The organism is Herbaspirillum sp. NPDC101397, assembly GCF_044767325.1.
In the GTDB taxonomy this organism is placed as follows: domain Bacteria; phylum Pseudomonadota; class Gammaproteobacteria; order Burkholderiales; family Burkholderiaceae_D; genus Herbaspirillum.
Genome location: NZ_JBIWNS010000003.1, coordinates 57815 through 82711 on the forward strand (window position 1 = coordinate 57815; position 24897 = coordinate 82711).

The 24897-nt window shown below is 62.3% G+C and carries 21 protein-coding genes; 10 read left to right on the forward strand and 11 right to left on the reverse strand.

All coding sequences use genetic code 11. The features are described 5' to 3' along the window. The first annotated feature begins 15 nt into the window (after positions 1–15). Positions 16–894, forward strand: a complete 879-nt coding sequence (locus tag ACIROW_RS08170) for a PhzF family phenazine biosynthesis protein (protein ID WP_402273976.1) — start codon at positions 16–18, stop codon at positions 892–894. A gap of 8 nt (positions 895–902) precedes the next feature. Here the strand turns inward: ACIROW_RS08170 and ACIROW_RS08175 are convergent, their stop codons facing one another. Beyond that, on the reverse strand, positions 903–1496 hold the full coding sequence (locus tag ACIROW_RS08175; RefSeq protein ID WP_402273979.1) for an aldehyde dehydrogenase: 594 nt from the start codon (positions 1494–1496) through the stop codon (positions 903–905). Positions 1497–1790: 294 nt separating this feature from the next. Here ACIROW_RS08175 and ACIROW_RS08180 point away from each other — a divergent pair, with 294 nt between their 5' ends. Further along, entirely contained in the window at positions 1791–3470 is a 1680-nt protein-coding gene (locus ACIROW_RS08180) for a methyl-accepting chemotaxis protein (protein ID WP_402273981.1), read from the forward strand. A gap of 216 nt (positions 3471–3686) precedes the next feature. Next, entirely contained in the window at positions 3687–5549 is a 1863-nt protein-coding gene (gene ilvD, locus ACIROW_RS08185; RefSeq protein ID WP_402273983.1) for a dihydroxy-acid dehydratase, read from the forward strand. A gap of 111 nt (positions 5550–5660) precedes the next feature. Here the strand turns inward: ilvD and ACIROW_RS08190 are convergent, their stop codons facing one another. The 8 genes from ACIROW_RS08190 to ACIROW_RS08225 all read right to left on the reverse strand — a co-directional run bounded on the left by ACIROW_RS08190 (position 5661) and on the right by ACIROW_RS08225 (position 13150). Next, a complete protein-coding gene (locus tag ACIROW_RS08190; protein ID WP_402273985.1) occupies positions 5661–7220 on the reverse strand; it encodes a diguanylate cyclase in 1560 nt (519 codons plus the stop codon). A gap of 76 nt (positions 7221–7296) precedes the next feature. Continuing rightward, positions 7297–8292, reverse strand: a complete 996-nt coding sequence (locus tag ACIROW_RS08195) for a sensor domain-containing diguanylate cyclase (protein WP_402273988.1) — start codon at positions 8290–8292, stop codon at positions 7297–7299. A gap of 214 nt (positions 8293–8506) precedes the next feature. Further along, positions 8507–8977 (reverse strand): nucleoside deaminase, encoded by a 471-nt coding sequence (locus ACIROW_RS08200; RefSeq protein WP_402273990.1) that lies wholly within the window; start codon positions 8975–8977, stop codon positions 8507–8509. A gap of 16 nt (positions 8978–8993) precedes the next feature. Continuing rightward, positions 8994–9623: a flavin reductase family protein gene (locus tag ACIROW_RS08205; protein ID WP_402273992.1), complete on the reverse strand. Its 630-nt coding sequence runs from the start codon at positions 9621–9623 to the stop codon at positions 8994–8996. Next, the gene (locus ACIROW_RS08210) at positions 9620–10711 is read right to left on the reverse strand and encodes a BMP family ABC transporter substrate-binding protein (protein WP_402273995.1); all 1092 of its coding nucleotides are present in this window, start codon (positions 10709–10711) and stop codon (positions 9620–9622) included. Before ACIROW_RS08210 ends, ACIROW_RS08205 begins: the two co-directional genes overlap by 4 nt. 248 nt (positions 10712–10959) lie before the next feature. Next, positions 10960–11613, reverse strand: coding sequence for a GntR family transcriptional regulator (locus ACIROW_RS08215; protein WP_402273998.1), 654 nt, complete (start codon positions 11611–11613; stop codon positions 10960–10962). 78 nt (positions 11614–11691) lie between these two features. Then, the gene (locus ACIROW_RS08220) at positions 11692–12723 is read right to left on the reverse strand and encodes a tetratricopeptide repeat protein (protein ID WP_402274000.1); all 1032 of its coding nucleotides are present in this window, start codon (positions 12721–12723) and stop codon (positions 11692–11694) included. Between the two features lie 67 nt (positions 12724–12790). Continuing rightward, entirely contained in the window at positions 12791–13150 is a 360-nt protein-coding gene (locus tag ACIROW_RS08225) for a nucleotide pyrophosphohydrolase (RefSeq protein WP_402274002.1), read from the reverse strand. Positions 13151–13302: 152 nt separating this feature from the next. Here ACIROW_RS08225 and ACIROW_RS08230 point away from each other — a divergent pair, with 152 nt between their 5' ends. After that, on the forward strand, positions 13303–14457 hold the full coding sequence (locus ACIROW_RS08230; RefSeq protein ID WP_402274005.1) for a branched-chain amino acid ABC transporter substrate-binding protein: 1155 nt from the start codon (positions 13303–13305) through the stop codon (positions 14455–14457). 97 nt (positions 14458–14554) lie between these two features. Here ACIROW_RS08230 and ACIROW_RS08235 read toward each other — a convergent pair whose 3' ends face one another. Further along, on the reverse strand, positions 14555–15373 hold the full coding sequence (locus ACIROW_RS08235) for a MipA/OmpV family protein (protein ID WP_402274007.1): 819 nt from the start codon (positions 15371–15373) through the stop codon (positions 14555–14557). 189 nt (positions 15374–15562) lie between these two features. On the opposite strand from ACIROW_RS08235, the gene ACIROW_RS08240 reads away from it, so the two are divergent. The 6 genes from ACIROW_RS08240 (at position 15563) to ACIROW_RS08265 (ending at position 23588) form a co-directional block, all read left to right on the forward strand. Continuing rightward, positions 15563–16261, forward strand: coding sequence for a response regulator (locus ACIROW_RS08240; protein ID WP_402274009.1), 699 nt, complete (start codon positions 15563–15565; stop codon positions 16259–16261). Further along, the gene (locus tag ACIROW_RS08245) at positions 16262–17560 is read left to right on the forward strand and encodes an ATP-binding protein (protein ID WP_402274011.1); all 1299 of its coding nucleotides are present in this window, start codon (positions 16262–16264) and stop codon (positions 17558–17560) included. 376 nt (positions 17561–17936) lie between these two features. Next, complete coding sequence (locus ACIROW_RS08250; protein WP_402274013.1) at positions 17937–19262, forward strand: MFS transporter; 1326 nt, start codon at positions 17937–17939, stop codon at positions 19260–19262. A gap of 71 nt (positions 19263–19333) precedes the next feature. Beyond that, positions 19334–20176 (forward strand): oxaloacetate decarboxylase, encoded by an 843-nt coding sequence (locus tag ACIROW_RS08255; RefSeq protein WP_402274015.1) that lies wholly within the window; start codon positions 19334–19336, stop codon positions 20174–20176. A gap of 51 nt (positions 20177–20227) precedes the next feature. Next, the gene (locus tag ACIROW_RS08260) at positions 20228–21775 is read left to right on the forward strand and encodes a class I SAM-dependent methyltransferase (RefSeq protein ID WP_402274017.1); all 1548 of its coding nucleotides are present in this window, start codon (positions 20228–20230) and stop codon (positions 21773–21775) included. Between the two features lie 139 nt (positions 21776–21914). After that, positions 21915–23588: a diguanylate cyclase gene (locus tag ACIROW_RS08265; RefSeq protein WP_402274022.1), complete on the forward strand. Its 1674-nt coding sequence runs from the start codon at positions 21915–21917 to the stop codon at positions 23586–23588. 13 nt (positions 23589–23601) lie between these two features. Here ACIROW_RS08265 and ACIROW_RS08270 read toward each other — a convergent pair whose 3' ends face one another. After that, complete coding sequence (locus tag ACIROW_RS08270; protein ID WP_402274024.1) at positions 23602–24528, reverse strand: LysR family transcriptional regulator; 927 nt, start codon at positions 24526–24528, stop codon at positions 23602–23604. Between the last annotated feature and the right edge of the window lie 369 nt (positions 24529–24897).

Below are 24897 nucleotides of genomic sequence, written 5' to 3' on the forward strand. Positions count from 1 at the left end.
TTCGGGGGATTCATTTTGCAGGTCGACGCACAGATCGTTAACGCCTTCATCGATGGCGCAGCCGGCGGCAATCCTGCCGGTGTTGTCCTCGACGCCGATGCATTCACTACCGAACAAAAACTCCACATCGCCCGCCAGCTCGGCTTGTCCGAGACCGCTTTCGTGTCGTCCTCGCAGAGCGCCACCGTCAAGCTCGAATTCTTCACACCGACGCGGCAGATCCCGCATTGTGGCCACGCCACCATCGCCACCTTCTCCTTGCTGCGCAAGCTGGGCATCATCGGCGAAGGCAATTTTTCCAAAGAGTCGATCGACGGCAACCTCGATATCCTGATTGCCGGCGAGATGGTGTTCATGGAGCAGCGCGCGCCCCAATACCGCACGTTGGATGCCGGCTCCGGACTGGTTGAGCGTATTGCAACCTCGCTCGGCCTCACGCCAGGACAGTTGCACGCCGATCTCGCGCCCACCGTGGTGAACACCGGCAACGCCTTCCTGATCGTGCCCCTGCCGGATGAACAGACGGTTTCGATTGTGCGTCCGGATTCGCTGCTGATTGAAGCGATCAGCAACGAGCTCGACGTCATCGGTTACTACGTGTACTCGGACATGACCACGGTGAGCGGACGCCATGCCGGCGTGCGCATGTTTTCACCGCGCTTTGGCATCCCGGAAGAGTCGGCCACCGGCACCGCAGCCGGACCACTGGCCTGTTACCTGCATGACCACGGCGGCGTGAAGGATTGCGAAATCATCATCGAGCAGGGCTACCTGATGCAGCCGCCCTCGCCGAGCGTGATCAAGGTCAAGCTGACCGTGGCCGACGGCCGCATCACGCAGCTGATGGCAGGCGGCACCGCCAAATCGACGCGCCTGATCAGGCTGGACGTATAAAAATCTTCTTATTGGCTCTGCTCGATCTCGAACATCAATCCCTGCTTGATGATCTCCGCCGACAATAGGCGCTGGCCGATGGCGATCGTCATGCGCTGACCGGGATTGTTGATGGCGTTGTTGACCAGGCGCTTGATCTGGTCGGGCAGCTTGGCCTTGTCGCCGTCGGTGAGGATGCGCGCCGCCGTTTCTGCACACAGGAAGAATTCATCGCGCGCGCCTTCGGTGCGGCTGGCCAGCAGGACGCCGATGGTCTTGAGGTCGCCATCCTTGGCCAGGCTGCCGATCAGCGAGGTTTGCGCCGGTCCGACCTGGGTCTGGAAAGTGTGCTTCTCGCCGCCCTTGTGCAATTGCGTGACGTCGATCGCATACAGTGGCGCCATGCGCGCGGCGTTGTCGTCCTTGCGGTCCTCCAGCACGTCGCGCACGCTGCGGTTGAATTTGGTGGCGAACAGCGTGGGCGAAATCCCCAGCGATTTTTCGGCGCTTGCCTGCGCGCTCAGCTTCTCGTCAACCGAGCGGTCGCAGGCGCCCAGCAAGGCCAGCGGCAGCAGTAAGGTCAGCAGTATTGTCGTGCTGCGGCGGATGATATTGTTCTTCATGATTTCCCCTCGTCGATTTTTCTTCATCTTTCCTGCCGTCATTATGTCTCCGCTTCGCCACGGCGTCGCTGCGATAAATCAAAGCACCAGCTTGCGCCTGTGATATCGTCATGCCCGCGTGTGCCGCGCCGGCAAAGACTTTCCGCCCGGTAACGTCTCACACGCAGGCTGGATTATTCCGGCTCCAACCCAAGCATACTCAAAAATTCTGGATTTTGTTGCCGGGAATAAACACGTATTCCTGCGCTTCATCCTTGGGACTTCAATTAATCAGATTGTTGATGGGGAATCAGCGTGCGCGCTTTGCATAAACAAAAAATAGGGGTACGCCTCGGCCTGGGATTCGGGCTGCTGGCTTTCATGTTGTCGGCCATGGCAATTTTTTCGCTGTTGCGCCTTGAGGCTATCCTCGACACCGTCCAGTACGGCGACCAGGTTCAGGCCGAAAAATTGCAGCCGCTGTACGTCGCGCGCGAAGCGTTGGCGCAGACCGGGCTGGCGGCGCGCAATGCGTTCATCTTCACCGACAACGGCGACGCGGCCAAGGAACTGGCTATCCTCGACGAACAAAAAGCGATCTACCTGGCCGCGCTCAAGACAATGACGCCGGCCTTCAAGGCCGATGCCGGTTTCGACAAGGTCAGCAGCGGCCTGCTGAAGATGGCGGAAGAACTGAACCGCCCGCGCAAATACCGCGAGGCCGGTCAGATGCAGGAGTTCGGAGAATTCCTGGTCAAGGAATGCAGCCCCCTGCGCCGCCAGATCGTGCAGGACATGGGCGCCCTCATCAAGACCACCGAGCAAGCCGTGGCCGAGGCCAGCAAGAATTCGGACCGTCTGTTCGATCGTTCCATCGCATGGATTGCGGGCATGACCGTCGCCGCGCTGCTGATCGGCGTCGCGGTGGCGGTGCTGATCACGCGCGGTCTGCTGCGCCAGCTCGGCGGCGAACCTGACTACGCCGCCGAGATCGCCGACCATATCGCCAAGGGCGACCTCGCCATCGAGATCCGCACCAAGGACGGCGACCAGTCCAGCCTGCTGGCGTCGATGAAGGAAATGCGCGATAACCTGGCCCACATCGTCGGTGAAATCCGCGAAGGCGCGCACACCATCGCCGCGGCCTCCGGCCAGATCGCCTCGGGCAACGCCGACCTCTCGGCGCGCACCGAAGAGCAGGCCGGCTCGCTCGAAGAAACCGCTTCCGCCATGGAAGAACTGACAGCCACCGTGCAGCGCAACGCCGACAGCGCGCATCAGGCCAACGAGCTTGGCGCGACCGCCTCGACGGTGGCCGAAAAGGGCGGCAGCGTGGTCGGCCAGGTGGTCGAGACCATGGGTTCCATCAACGCCTCCTCGCGCAAGATTTTCGACATCATCAGCGTGATCGACGGCATCGCTTTCCAGACCAATATCCTGGCGTTGAACGCCGCGGTGGAGGCGGCGCGCGCCGGCGAACAAGGGCGCGGCTTCGCCGTGGTGGCGTCGGAAGTCCGCAGCCTGGCGCAACGCTCGGCCGCCGCCGCCAAGGAAATCAAGGTGCTGATCGACGACTCCGTGCACAAGGTCGAAAGCGGCACCGAACTGGTCGAGCTGGCCGGCAGCACCATGGATGAGGTGGTCGCCAGCGTCAAGCGCGTGACCGGCATCGTCGAGGAAATCAGCGTCGCCAGCCAGGAGCAACGTCACGGCATCGTGCAGGTCAGCGGCGCGATTACGCAGATGGATGAAGTCACGCAGCACAACGCCGCACTGGTCGAGCAGGCCGCCAACGCTGCGCGCTCGCTGCAGGAACAGGCCGAGGCGCTGACGCGTGCAGTCAGCCTGTTCAAGCTGGCGCATGGCGGCGTGGTGGTGGGCGAGATCGACGGCAAGATGCTCAACGCTGTCGATGTGCCGCGTCTGGAAGGTGGCCGCCTGGCCATCGCTCACGAGGGAGTTGTTTCCAGTAAGGTTCGGCGCCTGTCTCGCTGATTGCATCCGCTTCAGCAAAAGCCGCAACCGTCCTCGCGACCGTTGCGGCCTTTTTACGGCGGGCGGGTGCAACGGCGCTCTTTCTTTAATATGCAATACGAATTACAGATCACCAAATCATATATTGGACAACTTGTTGTGCACGCGGCACTCTTGCGCACTTGATTCGTCAATCCGCTTTCTATTTCCACTCTGCATTCTGAGGAGACACCCACCATGCCAGTCTATCGTTCCCGCACCACCACCCAAGGCCGCAACATGGCCGGCGCCCGCGCCTTGTGGCGCGCCACCGGCATGAAGGACGGCGACTTCGACAAGCCGATCGTCGCGGTGGTCAACTCGTTCACCCAGTTCGTGCCGGGCCACGTGCATCTGAAGGACCTGGGCCAACTGGTGGCGCGCGAGATCGAAGCATCCGGCGGCGTCGCCAAGGAATTCAACACCATCGCCGTCGATGACGGCATCGCCATGGGCCACGGCGGCATGCTGTACTCGCTGCCGTCGCGCGACCTGATCGCCGACTCCGTCGAATACATGGTCAATGCGCACTGCGCCGACGCCATGGTGTGCATCTCCAACTGCGACAAGATCACGCCCGGCATGCTGATGGCGGCGATGCGGCTGAACATTCCGGTGGTGTTCGTCTCCGGCGGTCCGATGGAAGCCGGCAAGGTGGTCAAGGTCGTCAACAACGACCGCAAGGTCATCAAGCTGGACCTGATCGACGCCATGATCAAGGCCGGCGACAGCACCGTGTCGGACGCTGACGTCGCCGAAATCGAACGCTCCGCCTGTCCTACCTGCGGATCGTGCTCGGGCATGTTCACCGCCAATTCGATGAACTGCCTGGCCGAAGCGCTGGGTCTGGCGCTGCCGGGCAACGGCACCATCGTCGCCACCCACGCCGACCGCAAGGAACTGTTCCTGGGCGCCGGACGCCTGATCGTCGAACTGGCCAAGCGCCATTACGAACAGGACGACTACTCGGTCCTGCCGCGCAGCATCGCCAACAAGGCGGCGTTTGAAAACGCCATGGCGCTGGACGTCTCGATGGGCGGCTCCACCAACACCGTGCTGCACTTGCTGGCCGCCGCGCATGAAGCGCAGGTCGAGTTCACCATGGCCGACATCGACCGCATCTCGCGCAAGGTGCCATGCCTGTGCAAGGTCGCGCCGATGACCGACAAGTTCCACATCGAAGACGTGCATCGCGCCGGCGGCATCATCGCGATCCTGGGCGAACTGGCGCGCGCCGGTCTGCTCGACACCTCGCTGCCGACCGTGCACAGCAAGACCATGGGCGAAGCAATCGAAAAATACGACATCCGCATCAGCAGCGATGCGGCCGTCCACAAGCTGTTCCGCGCAGCGCCGGGCGGCGTGCCGTCGCAGACCGCGTTCTCGCAGGCCGAGCGTTACGAGCACGGCGACCTCGACCGCAGCGCAGGTTGCATTCGTGATATCGAGCACGCCTATTCGAAGGACGGCGGCCTGGCGGTCCTGTACGGCAACATCGCCGAAAAGGGTTGCATCGTGAAGACCGCCGGCGTGGATGAAAGCATCCTCAAGTTCTCCGGCAAGGCGCGCGTGTTCGAGAGCCAGGACGCCGCAGTCGAAGCCATCCTCGGCGACACCGTGCATGCCGGCGACGTCGTCATCATTCGTTATGAAGGTCCCAAGGGCGGCCCGGGCATGCAGGAAATGCTGTACCCGACGTCGTACATCAAATCCAAGGGCCTCGGCAAGGCGTGCGCGCTGTTTACCGACGGTCGTTTCTCGGGTGGTTCGTCCGGCCTGGTGATCGGCCACGCTTCTCCGGAAGCGGCCGAAGGCGGCGCCATCGGCCTGGTGGAAGAAGGCGACATGATCGACATCGACATCCCGGCACGCACCATCAACCTGCGCGTGACTGCCGAAGAGTTGGCGCAACGCCGCGCCAAGATGGAAGCGCTCGGTCGTGACGCATGGCAGCCGCTGGGCCGCGAACGCGTCGTGTCGCAGGCGCTGCAGGCTTACGCCGCGTTGACCACCTCCGCCGATCGCGGCGCAGTGCGCGACCTGTCGCAGCTCAAGCGCTAAGCCGTCCGGCAACTCGGTAGCAGTTGAACGGTACCGGGTAACTGACCCGCATCCAGCTGCGTTATTTCACGGCGCGGATGCGGGCAGTGCAGTCAATCCCAATTCTTATTTTCAGGCAGGCTCGGTCGCAACGCAGACGCGGTTGCGACCCAGGTTCTTGGCCTGGTACAAGGCCAGGTCGGCTTGCCGGATCAACGTCTCCGGCAAGTCGCCTGCGCGTGCCGGCGTGAGCGCATCGATGCCGGCGCTGACGGTGACGTTGCCGATCGGATTGCCGGCGTGCGTGATATTGAGCGCGGCGATCTTGCCGCGCAGCTCCTCGGCGATCTGCAATGCCGTGGCGACGTCGGCGCCGGGCAGCAGCACCGCCAGTTCTTCACCGCCGTAGCGCGCGGCCAGATCGCCGGTGCGGCGCGGCACCGCCTTCACCGCCCGGCCGATCTGGCGCAGGCATTCATCGCCGGCCGCATGGCCGTACAAATCGTTGTACTGCTTGAAGCGATCGACGTCGATCAGGATCAGCGCCAGCGAACTGGCGTTGCGCGTGGCGCGGCTTAATTCTTCCTGCAGCGCCAGGTCGAAATGGCGGCGATTGGCCAGGCCGGTCAGGCCGTCTTCGAGCGCCAGCCGCTGCAAGGTGGCGTTGAGCTCGTTGAGTGAATCGCGCGCTTCGCGCAGCGAGATTTCAGTCTTCGCACGCAGCCTGATCTGGCGCACCAGCCGCCAGCCGAGAAAGGCCAGCGTCAACACCAGGATGCCGATGCCGCAGGCGTGCATGATGGTGTCGCTGACCCAACCGGCCAGCACCTCATCGCGCGACAGCGCCGCGAAAATGAACAACGGATAATGTTGCAGATGTTCGTAGGCGGTCAGGCGCACTTCGCCGTCCACCGCCGATTTCATGGTCAGCAGGCCGGAAGTGTTCCGGGCGATATGGTCGCGGTAGATCGGCAGGTCGACCATGCTGCGGCCGACGTATTTTTCGTACAGCGGCCGTCGCACCAGCGTCGTGCCCGGGTTGGTGCCGAGGAAGATCACGCCCTTCTTGCCGATGTCAAAGGTGTCGTAGAACATGCGGAAATATTCCAGGTCCAGCGCCGCCATGATGACGCCCGCGAAGCTGCCGTCGGCGTGGTTGACGCGACGCGAGACGGTGATGATCCAGGTGTTGGTGGTGCTGCTCTTGATGAGCGCGCCGACATACGCATCGCGTGTGGGGTGGTCGCGATGATAACGAAAATAGTCGCGCTCGGAGACGTCCAGCTCTGCATACAGCGGGGTCGAATCGATCACCAGGCGGCCGCGTTCATCGCAAGCGAAATAGGCATGGACCTGGCCCAGCGTGGTGGCGCTCTGGCCCATCAGCGAGGCCAGCTGTTCGCGGCCCGCGGGGGTGTAGCCCTGATTCTCCACCAGCTTCACCATGCTGATCAGCGACACGTCCGCTGATTTGAAGGTGTCGTCGGCGTGGCGCCGTATGGCGCGCGCCACGTTGGTCAGCGCAACGCTGCTGTCGGCCAGCTGTTCGCGGCGTGCGACGCCGAGCTGGACCAGGTCGACGATGATGAACAAGGCGCACACCAGCAGAATGAAGGCGATCGCGAGGTTGGCGACGGCGGCGGGTTTGCGCGCGCCAGGTTCCGGCAGTGGCTCAGTGACGCCCAGATTCATGCAGCTCTCCCCGCTAGTGAAGATGGCACATGATACAAGAAGGCGAGCCCGTGTCGAAAAGCCGGGAAGGCGCCGCTCAGTGGCGGTATTTGCGCTGCAGCGGCAGCAGCATGTCGAGCAGCGCGGCGAAGGCGCCGCTGCCGCTGCGGTGATGGCCATGCTGCTTCTTGTCTTCGTACATGCGCGCATCGGCGCGTTGCATCAATTCAGTGATCGAGGTGGTGGCGTCGCTGTCGATGTGGCCGACGCTGTAGCACAACTTGTAAGCGCGTTTGGCGCTGCGGTTGTGCAGCTTCACCGCTTTATCCAGGAAACGCAGCGCGACTTCGGCTTGCTGCTTGCCGGTGTTCGGCAGCAACACCGCGAATTCATCGCCGCCCAGCCGTCCGACGATGTCGGACTGGCGGAAGCTGCGCGACAGGATCGCGCTGAAATCCTGCAGCGCGCGATCACCTTCGGCGTGGCCGAAACGATCGTTGATCTGCTTGAACAGGTCGAGGTCGAAGTAGAACAGCGAGACCGGCTTGTCGAGTCGTTTGCACAGACTCAAGGCTTGCTCCGACATGGCTTCGAAGCCGCGCCGGTTGGGAATGCGGGTAAGTTCATCAATGGTCGCGAGTTCCATGGCGAACAATTCCTGCTCGGCCATCTTGGCGAGATCGCGCAGCAGCGCCTGGTCGTCGTCGTCGAAGGCGCGCGGCTGGTCGTCGATCAGGCACAGCGTGCCGAGCTGGTCGCCGTTGCCGACGCGGATCGGACAGCCGGCGTAAAAGCGTACGCGGGACTCGCCCATGCGCAAAGGATTGCCCTGGAAGCGCTGGTCCAGCACGGTGTCCTGCACCACCAGCAGATCGGCGGCGGCGAAAGCATGCCGGCCGTCGTCGTGTTTCTGCAGCGGCCACGGACGATGCGCCTCCACCAGGCTGACGAACGCCACCGGCACGTTGAACAGCCGCTTGGCCAGACGCGTCAGGCGTTCGAAGCGGATCTCCGCCGACGAAGCGAGCAGGCCGAATGCATGCGATGCGTTCACTTGATAAAAATCATGCGGCGACATATCAGGCATCTTCATGGGCTGTACTCGATTCATGGCAACGGGCTAATCAAACTGGTCTTCTGCACAGCACGTTTGGCAACATTCTGAGCAGAAGGTATTCCCGGTAACGACAGGCTTGCCGTTTTCTGAAGCGAGGCGGATGAAATTTACACTTGTAGCGACGACATGTTTTACGGAAATATTTTTAAAAGGAAATTATTTGCCGCCGTGAAATGATGCGTTGATGCCATCAATCCGGCACAAAACGCTGCAGCACCGCAAACGCTTCATCACCCATCAACGGCCCGTCCACGATCATTGCCGGTGTGGCGTCCGCCAGCACCTCGGCGCTGCGCAGCGGCAGTAGCGGACCGCCCAGGGCTTCGGCGATCTGTGCCGTTGATGCTGCGTACACCACGCGCCGCACGCCGCCCCAGAACATCGCACCGCAACACATGGCGCAGGGTTCGCCGCTGGCGTAGACGGTGCTGCCGCGCAGGGCGCCGAGGCCGAGTTGCTTTTGTGCGGTGCGCACCAGCACCATCTCGGCGTGGCCGGTGCAGTCGGCGGCGCTGTTCTGGTTGTTGGCGGAGATCAGCAGGATCTCGCCCTGGGCCGACACCAGCGTCGCGCCAAACGGCATGTCGCCGTCGGCCAGTGCTTCCCTTGATGCTTCGATGGCCAGTCGCATGGCCTTGTTGTCGCTCTCGTTGAATGTCATGTTCATTTTATTGTTCTCACATTTCGTCGATGGGAGTCGAGCTGGCCTGCGCCTTCTCCAGCGAAAACCGCTCGCCGGTCTTGACGTAAAAACTGGCGCCGAAACGGCCGACCGGGTGGTAGTCCTGCAAACGCACGCGCCACAGTTCGGTGTCCACCAGGCCGTCGCGCGCCGCCAGCCATTTTACCCGGCCGATGAAAATGTAGCGGCTGGCGGTCTCCAGCTTCTCGTGCAGCACGCATTCGAAGGCCACCGGCGCTTCGGCGATGCGCGGCGGCGCCACGCTTTGTGACGGCACCGCATGCAGTCCCGCATGCGCCAGTTCGCTCACGCTCGACGGCAGCGCGTCGCCGCAGGCATGCATCTGTTCGCACATCGCTTCATCGGTCAGGTGCACCACGAATTCGCCGCTGCGCAGGATGTTGGCGGCGGTGTCCTTGAGGCCGCCGTCGTGCAGGCGGTTGATGCTCACCATCACGATCGGAGGATCTTCGCCGAGCATGTTGAACATGCTGAACGGCGCGGCGTTGATGGTGCCGTCTTCGCCCAGCGTGGTGATCAGCGCGATCGGCCGCGGCACGATCAGGCTGGCCATCAGTTTGTAGCGCTGGTAGACCCCCAGCGCCGAGAAATCGATTTCCGTCATGGTTGTTTTCCCTGTATGCCTTCCACGTACCACTTCATGGTCCACAGCTCGGACTCGGGCACGGCTTTGCCGGCCGCTACCTGCACCTGGCCGGCCTGGTTGTTGATCGGTCCGGCGAACGGCTGCAGCGCGCCGGCGATGATGGCCTTGCGGCGCTGTTCGACCAGCGCGACGACGTCCTTGGGCAGGGCCGGATTGAGCGGCGCCAGCTGCACGATTCCTTCCTTCATGCCCCATTTCGTGTCCTCTGATTTCCACTTGCCTTCCAGCACCTGGCGCACCTTGTGGACGTAGTACACGCCCCAGTTCAGCACGTTGCCGGTGAGGTGCGCATCGGGGCCGAAGCGCGTCATGTCCGAGTCCTGGCCGAAGGCGTACAGCTTGCGGCTTTGCGCCACCTGCACCGGCGCCGGCGAGTCGGTGTTCTGGTACAGCGTGTCGACGCCCTGCGCCACCAGCGTCTGCGCGGCGTCGCGTTCCAGGCCGGGGTCATACCAGGAATTGATCCACACCACCTTGGCCGTGACTTTAGGATTGACGCTGCGCGCACCCAGCACGAAGGCGTCGAGGTTGCGAATCACTTCCGGAATCGGGATCGGCGCGACGTAGCCGAGCGTATTGGTTTTGGTCATGCGCCCGGCGATGGTGCCGAGCAGGTAGGCGCCTTCGTAGAAGCGCGTCTGGTAAATGCCCACATTGCGCGCGCTCTTGTAGCCGGAACAGTGTTCGAAGATGACGTCGGGATATTCCGCCGCCACTTTGATCACCGGATTCATGAAGCCGAACGAGGTGGCGAAGATCATCTTGCAGCCGTCGTCGATCAGCTGGCGCATCACGCGTTCGGCTTCGGGGCTTTCCGGCACGCGTTCGACAAACACGGTTTCAATACGCGCACCGAATTCGCGCTCGAGCATGCGGCGACCGAGATCGTGCTGGAACGACCAGCCGATGTCGGCTACCGGACCAGGATAGATAAAGCCGATCTTGAGGCGCGGTGCGCTGGTGGCGGCGATGACCGGTGCGGACAGCGTTGATAGTGCAGACAGCGCGGTTGCGCCCGAGGCGAGCAGAAATTGACGGCGTTTCATGGCGGAAAGCTCCTTGCATGGATGGACAATGGTCGGGGCGGGGTTGCCCTTGAATTGTATACATGCAAATTAAGTGCCAGCCATTATAGTTACTTAACTATTTGATTTATATATGATTATCTGTATATATTAAATTGTATACATTTGTTGATTTTGGTGCGAAAGACGTGTTTGCACCAAGCGCGGGCGCACAAAAAGGGGCAAAGGGAGCGAGTGGGAAGCGAGGGAATGACTGAGGACGAAAAGAATCAGGCCGGCAATCGCAGCCGCGCTTCCAGCGCCAGCAGATGGCGCTCCATTTCATCCGCGGCGGCGTTGCCGTCGCGCAGCGACAGCAGTTCCACCAGGCGCGCATGCTCGTCGTGTTCGCAACTGGCTTCTCCGGGCGCTTCGTACAGGGCGACGATCAGCGAGCAGCGCGTCATCAGTTCGGTCAGCATGCGCTGCAGCACCGCGTTGCCCGACAGTTCCGCCAGCGCCAGATGAAAGCCGCCGGCCAACGCCACCCAGCGCGGATGGTCCTGATCGTGCAGGGCATCGTGTTCGGCGCGCAGGCGCTGCTTGAGGCGCTCGATGTCGCCGTGTTCGATACGGCGCGCTGCTTCGCGCACGATGGCGCCTTCGATGGCGCGGCGCGCGGCGAAGACGTCGCGGGTTTCCTTGGGGCTGGGTGTAGCGACGGCGGCGCCCTTGTTGGCGACGATGTCGACGATCTGCACTTCCGACAAACGGCGCAGCGCCTGGCGCACTACCGTGCGGCTGACGCCGAACTGCTCGCACAGGGTGGCTTCCTGCAGGCGCGTGCCGGGCTTCAGACGGCCGTGCATGACGCCGTTGAAGATGGCTTCGTAGACGCCCTGGTCGAGCGTTTCAGACGGTTCGGCGGGGCGCGATGCTTTCATGGAAGCCGAGTAAGGTGCAGGTGCGTGGTTGAGTGGTCGCCATCATAGCCTGAATCATCGTGCAAGATTGGCTCCGGCTCAGGACTTGGCCTCGTAAAACGCGCCACCCATGCCGTCGACGTTGAACTGCATGCGCAAGACGCGTTCGGCGCCGCAGAAGTACACGTGCCAGTTTTCAGTCCAGCTACCCTGGACCGGATAGGTGCCGGCTACCAGCGGTTGCTTAAGGGGCAGCCAGATGGCGTCGCCCACGGCGCTCACGTCCTTGATCGACATCAGGCGGAAATCCTTGCACTGCGTCGAGTTGGGCGTACCGCTGCGTTCCGCCGCCAGCCCGGCTGCGGTCATGACGGTGGGGATGGCGTCGGCGATCAGCTTGGGCGCCGCGCGCGATGGTCCGAGGGTGTCCACCTGTTGGGCCAGCGCCAGGTATTTCTGGTAGTTGGGCGAGAGGTCCGGAATGCCGTCGAGCAGCGTGCGAATCTGTTTGGTGGTGCCGGCGCCGCTTTGCTCCAGCAGCACGTTCGCCAGCATCAGTCGCGCCGGCAGGTAGCCGGCGGCAGCGGCGCCGGCCAGGCCGTCGATGGCTTCGATCTGATCGCCGCGTTCAGCGATGGTGCGGCGGGCGATGGCGTTGTACTTGCGGTCGTCGCCCTTGCCGTTGACCATGAACTGGTTGGCCGGATCGAGCGTATAGGCCTGCCACAGGCCGAAGCCGGCGCGCTGGTCGCCGCCGGCGATGGCCTTGCGCGTCCATGCGCGCGCTTCGGGGAAGTTGACCGGCAAGCCCTTGCCCGGCAGGTTGAGGTCGCCGTAGATCGCGGCGCAGGTCGGCTCGCCGCCTTCGGCGCACTCGCGCGCCAGCTTCGCGCCTTGCTTGACGTCGCGCGCGGTACCGAGGCCGCGCAAGGTCATCAGCGCAAGGAAGGACTTGGCGCGGTTGTCGCCCTGTGTGGCCAGTTGCGAAAACTCGCGGTAGGCGGCGTCATACTTTTGTTCGCCGTAGGCGTTGATGGCGCTGTTGATGTCGGCATGCGCCGGCAACGCGGCGACGGACAGCAAGCCGCCCAACAAGCAAGGCAAGGCGGCGCGGACGAGGGACTGCTTCATGGTGATTTCCGGTGGGGCGAAGCCGTCTATTCTAATCCGGCTCAATGGTTCGGCTTCAATACAGGCTTCAATACTGATCGTACTTGCGCGATTGCCCCCGGACTTTGTCGGCCGGATATTTTTCGCGGTTGAGCTGCATCTTCTCGATCACGGCGTCGTACAGATCGACATCAAGACGGTCGGCCAGGCGGATCAGGTAGACCAGCGAATCGGCCAGCTCGTGGCGCACGCCGGTGCGACGCGCCTCGTCGAGCTCATCCTGTTCACCGGTCTTGAGCCACTGGAAATGCTCAACCAGCTCGGCCACTTCGACCGACAAGGCCATGGCCAGATTCTTTGGGGTGTGGAATTGCTGCCAGTCGCGTTCTTCGGCGAACTGGCGGACGATGTCGCGCAGGGCGACAAGGTCGGAGGAGGGCGTGGTCATGGTCGTCCTCAGTCAAGGATGGTTGGACAAGCGCCACACTATAGCGCCGATTGCCCAGTTGTCAGTTGCGAGCGACGGATTCCAGAAAAAATTTGTAATTTTTTCAATTCGTTTATGATGTTCTTCATCGCATTGCAATGAGGATTCATTTCATGAAATCCCAGTTTTTTGTGCTGAGCGCGTTAGTCGCGGTCCTCTGTTGCATGCCGGCAAGCAAAGTTGTCGCCGGCGACGATATCAAAACCGTCGCGATCGGTTTTGCCGGCCCGCTGGCGGAAGGCCCGGCCCAAAGTGCGCGCGACGCGGCATTGCTCGCCATCAGCGAAATCAATGCGCGCCCTCTCCAGATCGCCGGGCAAAAAGTCATCTTGAAATTGCTCGATCATGACGACAAGGCAGACGTCAACATCGCCGTCCTGACTGCCCGGTATTTCGTCGCTTCCAAAGTCGTCGCCGTGATCGGGCATTGGAACACCGCAACCAGTATCGCAGTCTCCAACATATACAGCGATGCGGGAATTGTGCAGATCAGCCCGTCGTCGACCGGCAGCCAGTTTACCCAGCAAGGCTTGTCGAATACCTTCCGCATGGTCGGGCACGACGGCATACGGTCAGGTCACATCGGCGCTTATGCCATAACAACCTTGCGGGCGCAACGCATCATGGTCATCGACGATGGAACGGTGTTCGGCAGCGCGATGGCGGATCAGTTCAGCGTGTATGCCCGTGAAAATTCCGGCCGCATTGTCGGGCGCGCCACCATCAGCAACAAGACCTCGGATTATGCCCCGGCTCTGGACATGGTCAGGCAGACCAGGCCAGATCTCATCTTCCATGCGGGTCGCTTGTATTCCGGCGGCTTGAACCATAGCGAGAGTCTGCTCGCCGGTCTGCGCAGGCTGGGTTTCCCAAAAAAGATAATGCTCGCCGAAGTCACCGTCGACCCGGGAACGATGAAGGAGGCGGCGCTCGGCGGCATTGACGTGTTCGCCGTTTCACCGGGAATCCCGCTTGATAAACTGCCGCGCTGGAAGGCTTTCCAGAAAAGTTTTTCCAGCCAGTTCCAATCGCGTATCACTCCCTATACGCCGGCATCCTATGACGCCGTCAATGTGCTGGCGGAGGCGCTGCGGCAGGCCAATTCCCTGGAACCGAAAAAAATCGAATCGGCCTTGCGCGGCATCCGCTATGCGGGCGTGTCCGGGCTTATCTCGTTCGATGAAAAAGGCAACCTGATCAATCCGAGCTATACGGTGTATCAGATCAGGGAAGGCGCCTGGACCCCGATCGAACTCATCAGGAGATAGGACGTAGTGCGCGCCCCTTCATGAACTGAATTGAACTGAGTTTCGATCACGCATGCATCTCAGGCGCCGCGCTTCCCGCCGGCAGGATTCCTGCACGTCAAAAGGTGTAGTTCACGGCGGCCATCGTGCCGTAGCTGGTGCGCGCCTTCACAATCGGGCTGTCGCCGGCCTTTGTCATGTAGCGAGTCGCTTCAGTAGCGGCCAGCAGCGACCAGTTATCGTCGAAACGGTGGGTCCAGGTAATGGCGGCCTTGACGGCGTACAGACCGGAACCCGGCGTATATTTCCTGAAGCCGCTGGTCGCGCTCTGGTTGGCGGTGACGCCGAAATAACTCTGGTTGTAATCGTCGCTGCCGAACAGCGCGCTGCCGGCCACGGCGAGTTTGTCCCTGGGCATGGTCATCACCGTGGCGTCGACCTTGGCGTAATAGTTGCGACCGCGATCGCGGTTGCTGAGCGGCTGTGAAGCGCCGGCGCTGAGGGTCAGGTTTTGCGTGAGGCGATAGCCGAGGCTGAGGTTGAGCAGCGTCGCGCCCTTGACCTCGCCCATGCCCTTCAATTTGTCGGAACCGGGTTTGAAGTTCTGGTTGGAATCCTTGCGGCCGGCGTCGTAACCGAGCGCCGCCGAGGCGATGAACTTGTCGCCGAATGCATGGCGATAGCCGATGCCCTCGCCGGCATCGATGAAGCCGCCCCAGGGCGTGACTACGCTGATGACGGGCAGCGCGGCGGCCTTGTATTCGTCGCTGCCGGCATAGCGCGGCATGTAGGCCGCGCCCAGGCCCAGTGTGATTTTGGTGTCGCTGTTTGCGGCGGCGGTTTGTTGCGCCGATGCCGGAATGGCAACAGCCGCAGTGAGGGTGGCTGCTGCGGCAGCAGCGGCTGCCTTGCCAATGCGGCGATGTGGATGCGTCATGGTTTCTCCTGTGATGAATGAGCGCCATTGTCGGCATCCGCGGCGCCGCAGTCTGTGGGAGTTTGGTAAAGAAAATGTGCGGCCATGTGTCAACATGTTTTTGTTTGTAATGCGCCGGCCCACGGCCTTGTGAGGCGGCTATCATGCGCACGGGAAGCGAGCGCGAAGCTCATTGGAAAGCCATCAGGGATGAAAAAAATACTGTTGATCGAAGACGACGTGCGTCTTGCCGAATTGATATCGGAATATCTGTGCCGCTACGATTTTGAAGTGGCGGTGGTGCTGCGCGGCGACCAGGCATTGGCCGCCGTCGCACGCGAAAAACCCGACGTGGTGATCCTCGACCTGATGCTGCCGGGCATGGACGGCATGGACATCTGCCGCCAGCTGCGCAGGGATTCTTCGCTGCCGGTGATGATGTTGACGGCGCGCGCCGACATCTTCGACCAGGTCGCCGGCCTCGAAATCGGCGCCGACGACTACATGCTCAAACCGGTCCAGCCGCGCCTGCTGCTGGCGCATCTGCGCGCCATCCTGCGCCGCCATGAAGGCCAGTCCGACGTCGCCGAAGTGCGCCAGCTGCAATTCGGCGAACTGCAGATCGACCTCGCCGCGCGCCAGGTGTGCTGGAAGGGCGAAGAGATTGATCTCAAGACTTCCGACTACAACCTGTTCGTGATCCTGGTGCAGGCCGCCGGCAAGGTGCTCAGTCGCGATGAATTGCTGCGCCGCTGGCGCGGCATCGACTTCGACGGCATGGATCGCACCGTCGACGTCAGCATTTCGCGCCTGCGCAAACGCTTCAACGACGATGCGCAGGAGCCGCGCAAGATCAAGACGGTGTGGGGCCGGGGTTATCTGTTCAGTCCGATTGCGTGGGAGGATTGAATGCTGCGCAATCTGGTGCGCCTGTACCTTGTCATTGCGGCGCTGGTGGTCGCCTCCATCCTCGTGGTCAACTACGGTTTCCCGCACTTGTTCGCCGGCCAGTTCGCCAAGGCTGTTCGCTCCGGCTTCAACGGCGAGAGCTTCATGCTCAATCGCCTGCTCTCCGGCCGCAGCCAAGCCGAGCAGGACGCCTTGCTGGCGCAGTTGCGCGCTGCCGCGCCCGAACGTTACAGCCGGCCCATGCAGATGCTGGAGCAACTGCCGCCTTCCGTGCGCGAGCAACTGGTCCAGCATCGCGTCGGCTGGGAAATCACCGGCAGCAAATGTTGCGTGGTCTACGTCAGGCTCGACGACGGCGGGCTGGTGCGGGTGCAGTCGCTGGAGGAATTGCCGATGGTGGAGGTGGTGGCCTACGCGCTGGTCTTCGCCACCATCCTTGCTGCTGTCTGCATCTGGCTGATTCCGCACTGGCGCGACCTGGAAAAGCTGCGCCTGGCGGCCGCGCGTTTCGGCGGCGGCAGGCTCGATGCCCGCGTCGGCTTGTCGGGGCGCTCATCGATCCGCCAGCTGAGCAGCCACTTCGACCGCATGGCTGATCGCATCGGCAAGCTGATCCATGCGCAGCGCGACATGGTCAACGCGGTCTCGCATGAGTTGCGCACGCCGCTGTCGCGACTTGAATTCGGCCTCGACATCCTGCAGCACCATGCGCAGGATACTGCCACCGAAAACCGCATCCTCGGCCTGCGCAAGGACGTCGAAGAACTCGAGGCGCTAGTCGCCGAATTGCTCACCCTCGGTATGCTGGAACACGACCGCCAGGGCGTCTTCACCGAGACCGTGTCCTTGCCGGAATTCCTGCGCGATACCTGCGGCGTCACCGCGGAAGCGCTGGCGCTGGGCAAACTGGAACTGCGCTGCAGCGTCGACGCGCAACTCACGACAGTGGTCACCGAAGCGCGCACCCTTGCGCGCGCTTATTCCAACCTCGTGCGCAACGCGGCCCAACACGCGAGTTCAGTCATCCGCGTGCGCGCCGAGATGGCGGCGCCGGATGCATGGACGCTGGTGGTGGAAGATGACGGCGTGGGCATTCCGGAAGCCGAGCGCGAGCGCGTGTTCGAATCTTTTTACCGGCTCGACCAGAGCCGCGATCGCGCCACCGGCGGCTACGGCCTGGGTTTGTCGATCGTGAAAAAAATCGTCGCGCGCCACGGCGGCAGCATCCGCGTCGACGGCAGCGAACTGGGCGGAGCCATGTTCGTCATGCGGTTTCCGTTGCGACAATTGCCGCCCTGAACGGGCCTGCGCAGAATCAGAAGCCGAATTCCGGACGGAGGTAGGCGGCCAGCCAGATCAGCATGGCAATCGTGGCGGCAAGCAGAATCTTGTTGCTCGGCATGGCGGGCGTTTTCTTGTTGTGGGTGCCCGGCATTCTAGGCCGGTAAAGGCTGCGCAGGTATGTCTATCTGTGGGCTAAATGTTTAAATTTGTGCCGACCAAGGCATTCCTGCGTCCGTTTCATTCAAATTGGTCAGACCTTTCTACCTTCCAATCGGTATCTCGTATAATTTGGCTTCCCCGCCAGCAAGCAAAAGTGCAAGCGCAAGCAATGCCGGGGCAGGCGGCGTCTCGACATGCCGTTCTGATAACAAACCTCACACAAGGAGACAACATGGCTCACGCCAACGTAGCATCGGCCGGCGCGCTGGACGCCGGAACCGAGATCGGCAAGCGCGTCATCGGCAAGCTGCATCGCAAGATCGTCTGGTACTGCTTCTTCCTGTTCATGATCAACTACCTCGATCGCGTCAACGTCGGTTTCGCCGCGTTGACGATGAACGCCGACCTCGGCCTGAGCGCCAAGGTCTACGGTCTCGGCGCGGGCATTTTCTTCCTCGGCTACATCGCGTTTGAAATCCCCAGCAACATGATCCTGCACAAGGTCGGTCCGCGCATCTGGATCGCTCGCATCATGGTCACCTGGGGCATTGTCGGCTGCGCTATGGCGTCGATCCAGGGTGAGTGGAGCTTCTATGCGCTGCGCTTCCTGCTGGGTCTGGCCGAAGCCGGCTTCGCACCGGGCGTGCTGCTGTATCTGACCTACTGGTTCCCCAAGAAAGAGCGCGGCAAAGCCGTTGCCGGTTTCATGCTGGCGACCGTGCTGTCGTCGGTGGTCGGCGCACCGCTGTCAGGCTACCTGCTCAGCTCGACCCACGGCTGGTTCGGTCTCGCGGGCTGGCAATGGATGTTCATCCTGGAAGGCGTGCCAGCCATCATCATGGGCGTGGTCACCTTCTTCTACCTGGTCGACCGTCCCGAACAAGGCAACTGGCTGAACCAGGAAGAACGCCGCTGGCTCACCACCACGCTGGCCGCCGAGCAGGAAAAGAATGCCGTGCATGCGCAGCATGAATTCCGCGCAATCTTCCGCGACAAGCGCATGTGGATCCTGACGCTGATCTACATGTTCAACGCCGTGGCGATCTACGGCGTGGTGCTGTGGCTGCCGCAGATCGTCAAGAGCCTGGGCGGCCTCAACAACTTCCAGACCGGTATCGTCTCGGCGATTCCGTTCATCTGCGCCGCCGTCGGCCTGGTGCTGGTGGCGCGCAGTTCCGACCGCACCGGCGAGCGCAAGATGCACACCGCCTGCGCCGGCCTGTTCGGCGGCGTCTTCCTGGCAGCCAGTGCGCTGGTGCCGTCGCCGGTGCTGGGCCTGGTGCTGATTTGCATCGCCGCGATGGGTTTGTGGGCCACGCTAGGTGTGTTCTGGACATTGCCAACGCAATTCCTGAGCGGCGCCGCAGCGGCCGGCGGCATCGCCATGATCAACGGCTTCGCGCAGATCGGCGGCTTCATCGGCCCATATCTGGTAGGCTGGATCCGCGAAACCACGCATAGTTTTTCGATGGCTTTGCTGGTGCTGGCGGTCAGCCCGATGATCGGTTTCGTGCTGTGCTCGATGCTCAAGATCAGGAACGACCGCGCGCCTGAATAAGGCCATGCAAGTCTGATTACATGAACACCGCGCCGCCGTCACTGGCGGCGCAATTTTTTGCAGGAAACGACATGACACAGAAAGTGACGATCACGCTGGCTCAGCGCCTGCGCCAACCCGGCATCGTGGTGGCGCCCGGCTGCCACGATGCGCTCGGTGCGCGCATCTATGAACAGGCCGGTTTCGAGGCCGTCTACATGACCGGCAACGGCCTCTCCGCCAGTTTGCTGGGCGCGCCTGACATCGGCCTGCTCGGCATGAGCGAAATGATCGAGCGCGGCCGCGCCTTCGCCAACGCGGTGCAGGTGCCGGTGATCGCCGACGCCGACACCGGCTACGGCAACCTCAACAACGTCGTGCGCACGGTGCGCGACTACGAAGCCGCCGGCGTCCAGGCGATCCACCTGGAAGACCAGGTCACGCCCAAGAAATGCGGCGCCATGAAAGGCCTCGCACTGATTTCAAAGGAAGAGCACGCCGACAAGATCCGCGCCGCCGTCGCTACGCGCAAGAGCCGCGACTTTCTGATCATCGGCCGCTCCGACGCGCGTATCCCGCTCGGCCTCGACGAAGCGATTGCGCGCGGCCAGGCCTACGCCGCCGCCGGCGCCGATTTGGTGCTGCTGGAAATGCTGCAGTCGGAAGAAGAGATGCGCCAGGCCATCGCCGCCATCGATGCGCCGCTGATGTTCAACGCCGTCGACGGCAAGACGCCGCCGCTGACCGCGACGCAGTTCGAGGCGCTGGGTTTTCGCGTGTTGAGTTTCCCGATCTCGGCGACGCTGGCGTATGCGCACATGATGCGCAACTTTGCACAGCATATCCGCAGCACCGGCAGTGCATTCGGCGCACCGTCGGGAGCGGTCACGATCGCCGAATACGAAACGGTGCTGGGCATTGCCAACTACCGGTAAAACAGAGATTCTGCGACACTGCGGGTTCCGCCCATCAGAAAATCAGACCACATGAACGGCAACTGGACCGACGGCTACGTCACCGACATCGGCTACACCCACGGCTACTATCCGCAACTCAATCCGGCGCGGTTGCAACTGGCGTTCGCCGCCGCCGGCCTCGACAGCCCGCTGGTGCGCACCGCCTGCGAACTGGGCTTCGGCCAGGGCCTGAGCATCAACATCCACGCTGCCGCATCGCCGGTGAACTGGTACGGCAACGACTTCAACGCCGCCCAGGCCGCGCATGCGCAGACGCTGGCGCAGAAGTCCCGCAACGGCGCACAACTGGAGCAGGCCAGCTTCGCCGAATTTTGCACGCGTGAGGATCTGCCGCAATTCGATTTCATCGCCATGCACGGCATCTGGAGCTGGGTCTCGGCCGACAACCGCGCGCTCATCCGCGACTTCGTCGCGCGTCGCCTCAAGCACGGCGGCGTGCTCTACGTCAGCTACAACACCCAGCCCGGCTGGGCCGCGTTCATGCCGCTGCGCGACCTGCTGCTGCGCCATTTCGACATGCCGTCCAACACTGGCAAGGGCAGCGCCGAACGCATCGACGCCGCGCTCGATTTCGCCGAGCGCATGTTCGCTGCCGACCCGGTCTATGCGCGCGCCAATCCGTTCATGCAGGAGCGCATCGGCATCCTCAAAAAACAGAGCCGGCATTACCTCGCGCATGAGTATTTCAACCGCGACTGGCACGTCGAGTCGTTCGCCGACATGGCGTCAATCTGGTCCGACGCGGGTCTGGAATTCGCCTGCTCGGCGGATTTTCGCGACCATCTCGACATGGCCAACCTGACGCCGCCGCAGCGCGAATTCTGCGACGCCGTCGACGACCGCCACCTGCGCCAGAGCGTGCGCGACTTCATGGTGAACCAGCAATTCCGGCGCGACTACTGGGTGCGCGGCGCGCAGGCGCTGGACGCCGCCAGCCATCACGCCTTGCTGGCGCAACAGCGAGTGGTCCTGCTGACCGCACCGGACAACATCCCGATGACGCTCAAAACGGTGTCGTCCGAGATCACGCTCAACCAGCACATTTATGGTCCGGTCATCGCCGTGCTGGCGGATGGCCTGCCGCATTCGCTGGGCGAGATCGCCGGCATCGTCGGCAGCCGCAACCTCGGTCTGCAGCAGGTGCTGGATACCCTGATGATGCTGATCGGCAACGGCCACGCCGCGCCGGTGCAGGCCGATTCCGACATCCTGCACGGCCGCGACGGCAGCGCCGCACTGAACCGCCACCTGCTCTCGCAGGCCGTGCACGGCACTGCCGACGGCGATATCGAACACCTGGCCAGCCCGGTCACCGGCGGCGGCGTGCCGGCCGATCGCATCCAGCAACTGTTCATGCTGGCGGTGCTGGAAGGGCAGGAGACGCCGGACGCCATCGTCGGCTTCGTATGGCGGCACATCTCCGCCGGCGGCAAGAAAATCGTGCGCGACGGCGTGCGCCTTGAGGACGAACAAGACAACCTGGACGAACTGAGCCTGCAGGCGCAGCGTTTCTTCGTCGAGCGGCTGCCTTTGCTACAGGCTTTGCAGGTGATTTGAAATAGTTTGTTTCCTCGCGGAAATCCATAAAGTCATGAATTTTTTGCAAGGTCTTCCGGGGATTGCCGTGTGCAAACTCGGGTACCATTGAGCCGGTTTCTGGACAGAATCCATCGGTATTTTCGAGAAGAAAAACATTTTGAACAACCTGTTGCGAGTCAAATGGACGCTCAAGGCCAAGGTCATCATGGTGGTGGTCGCTGCCGTCCTCGTGACGACCGCCGTGATCGTGGCGGTCTCGCTGACTGTCATGAAGCGCGACATCAAGGCGCTGATCGGCGTGCAGCAGTACACCACGATCAAGATGGTTGCCACCGCCCTCGACGAGAGCTTCCACACGCGCCGTGTCACCCTGCGGGCCTTGTTGCAGGGCCTGCCGCCGGAAGCGCGGCGTGACCCGCACCAGCTGCAGGTCTACCTCGCCAGCCACACCAGCCTGACCGAGGTATTTTTCAATTTCTCGGTGTTCGGCGCCGACGGCCAGTTGCTCGCCAACTTCAACGACACCAGTGCCATCGGCCGCTTCAACGTCGCCGACCGCGAGTACATGCAACGCACGCTGGCGCAAAAGCACGGCGTGATTTCCGAGCCGTTGCGCAGCCAGATTTCCAAGCGCGCCATCGTGCTGATGACCGAGCCGTTGTTCGACGACAGCGGCAACATCGAGATGGTGTTCGTTGCCGCCATCGACCTGCAGCAAGCCAATTTTCTCGGCCAGTTCACCGGCACCAAGGTCGGCAAGACCGGCTTCATCTACATCATCACCGCCAAGGGCGTCATCGTCGACCACATCGACAAGGCGCGCATCCTGCAGCACGCCGACAGCGCCGGCGGCAAGAGCGGCGGTACGGAGCAGGCGCTGGCCGGCTTTGAGGGCAGCATGGAAGGCGCCAGCCGAAGCGGCCAGCCGGCGATGTTTTCGTTCAAGCGCATGAAGACGGCGGACTGGATCATCGGTTCGATCTATCTGCAGGAGGATGCTTTCCAGCCGGTTCGCGACATGCAGGAAAAGGCCTTGCTGGTGTCGCTGTCGCTGGCGGCGCTGGCCGGCTGGCTGGCCTGGCTGATCATGTCGGCCCTGATCGATCCTTTGCACCGGCTGCATGGCCACATCCAGAAAATCCGCGCCTCCAAGACGTATGACGAGGTGCCGCTGTCGTATCGCGAAGATGAAATCGGTGACCTCGGCAGCGCCTTCAATTCGCTCATGCGCGAACGCAAGGACACGGAAATGGAGCTGGACCAGGCCCGCGTCAATCTGGAGAGCATGAACAAGGCGCTGGAACGGCTGGCGCTGGAAGACGATCTCACCGGCCTGGCCAACCGTCGCCAGTTCGATCTCAGCCTGCAGGAAGAATTCAGCCGCGCCATGCGCACCGGCAATTCGCTGGCGCTGGTGATGATCGACGTCGATCACTTCAAGCAATACAACGACATCTACGGCCACCTCGCCGGCGATCAGTGCCTGCGCAAGGTCGGTCGCGTGATCAAGGCGCAGCAGGCGCGTCCGGGCGATCTGATGGCGCGTTACGGCGGCGAAGAAGTGGGCATCCTGCTGCCTGGCGCCGACGAAGCAGGTGCGATGGCGGTGGCCGAGCGGATCCGCTTGGCGGTGCGCCAGCTGGGCCTTCTGCATGAAGGCAACGAGGCGGGCATCGTCACCATTAGCGCCGGCGTCAGCGCGTTCGTACCGATCCGTGATGTCGACGCGGCCGACAAGCTCATGCGTGCCGCCGACAAGGCGCTCTACCTTGCCAAGGCGCAAGGCCGCGACTGCATCCGCAGCAGCAGTGATTTGCCGGCGTCGTCCTGAACTTCAATCTCTTTTAATTTTTCTTGTACTGGCGCGTGATTTTTTTCGCCAGGTCGAGGAAATTCTTTTCCGCCGGCGAGATGCTGGCGGTGCGGCTGACCAGTGTGATCGGCGCCACCAGCGCAGGCTTGGCGTCGCGGATGCGGCAATACACCACGCTGTCGCGATGGAAATCCTTCATCGACGCCGGTACCACCGAGATGCCGCCGCCCGCCGCGACCAGGCTGATGTTGGTCAGCATGCGTTCGACTTCAGAGGCGATGTGCGGCGTGAATCCGGCGTTTTCACAGGCCTCGATCAGGTTTGAATACATGCCCGGGGCACCGTGTCGCCGCACCAGGATGAATTGTTCGTCGGCCAGCGCGCGCAGCGACACGGTCGGCATGTCGCCTTTCTGTTGCTTCTCCAGCAGTGCATGCCCCATGGGCAGGATCAGCAGCATTTCTTCGTCGAGCAATTGCACGAAGCCGATGCCGCGTGGCTGGCTGACCGGTGCGCGCAGGAAGCCGAGATTGACCTTGCCTTCTTCGATTTCCTCGGTGAGTTCTGCGGCGTTGCCTTCGCGCAGGTCGAGGTGTACGCCGGGGTAGGCGTCGCGATAGGCGCGGATGATGCCGGGGATCAGCGGATGTGCGGCGGCCGAGCTGGTGAATCCGATCACGATGGTGCCTTCGAAGCCTTGCGCCGCGCGTGCGGCCTTGGCTGCCGCCAGTTCGACGCTGCGCAGGATGGCTTTGGCTTCTTTCAGAAACGCGGCGCCGCCGGCGGTCAGTTCGGCGCCTTTCGGGTGGCGCCGGAACAGGTCGAAGCCGAGCTCCTTTTCCAGCATCCTGATCTGGTGGCTCAGCGGCGGCTGCTGCATCTCCAATCGTTCCGCGGCGCGGGTGAAGTGCTGTTCTTCGGCGACGACGAGGAAGTAGCGGAGGTGGCGGAGTTCCATTGTTGTTATCTCTTTTGGGTTTGGAAGTCTTCAGGTGGATACATTTTACATCTGGGATTTTGATTCGACTTCGGTTCGTCGGTAGCTTAGATTTTTCTTTCTTCGATCAACCTAGCCGGGGGTAGCCCGGCAGCTACTCACTTTCTTTGCTTCGCCAAAGAAAGTAAGCAAAGAAAGGCGACCGCAAGTTCGCAGCCCCTTCGGGGTCCCCGGCGTCGTCAGGCGCAAATCGGGAGGGGAAACAAACTCGCTACGCTCAGACAAGTTTCCCCTCTTTATCCGATTTGCACCTGCCGCCAGCGGCTGCTCGCAAGCGGGAATTCGAGACTGGCTCGCTGCGCATCGCCAGGGGAGGGAGGTGGAGTGATG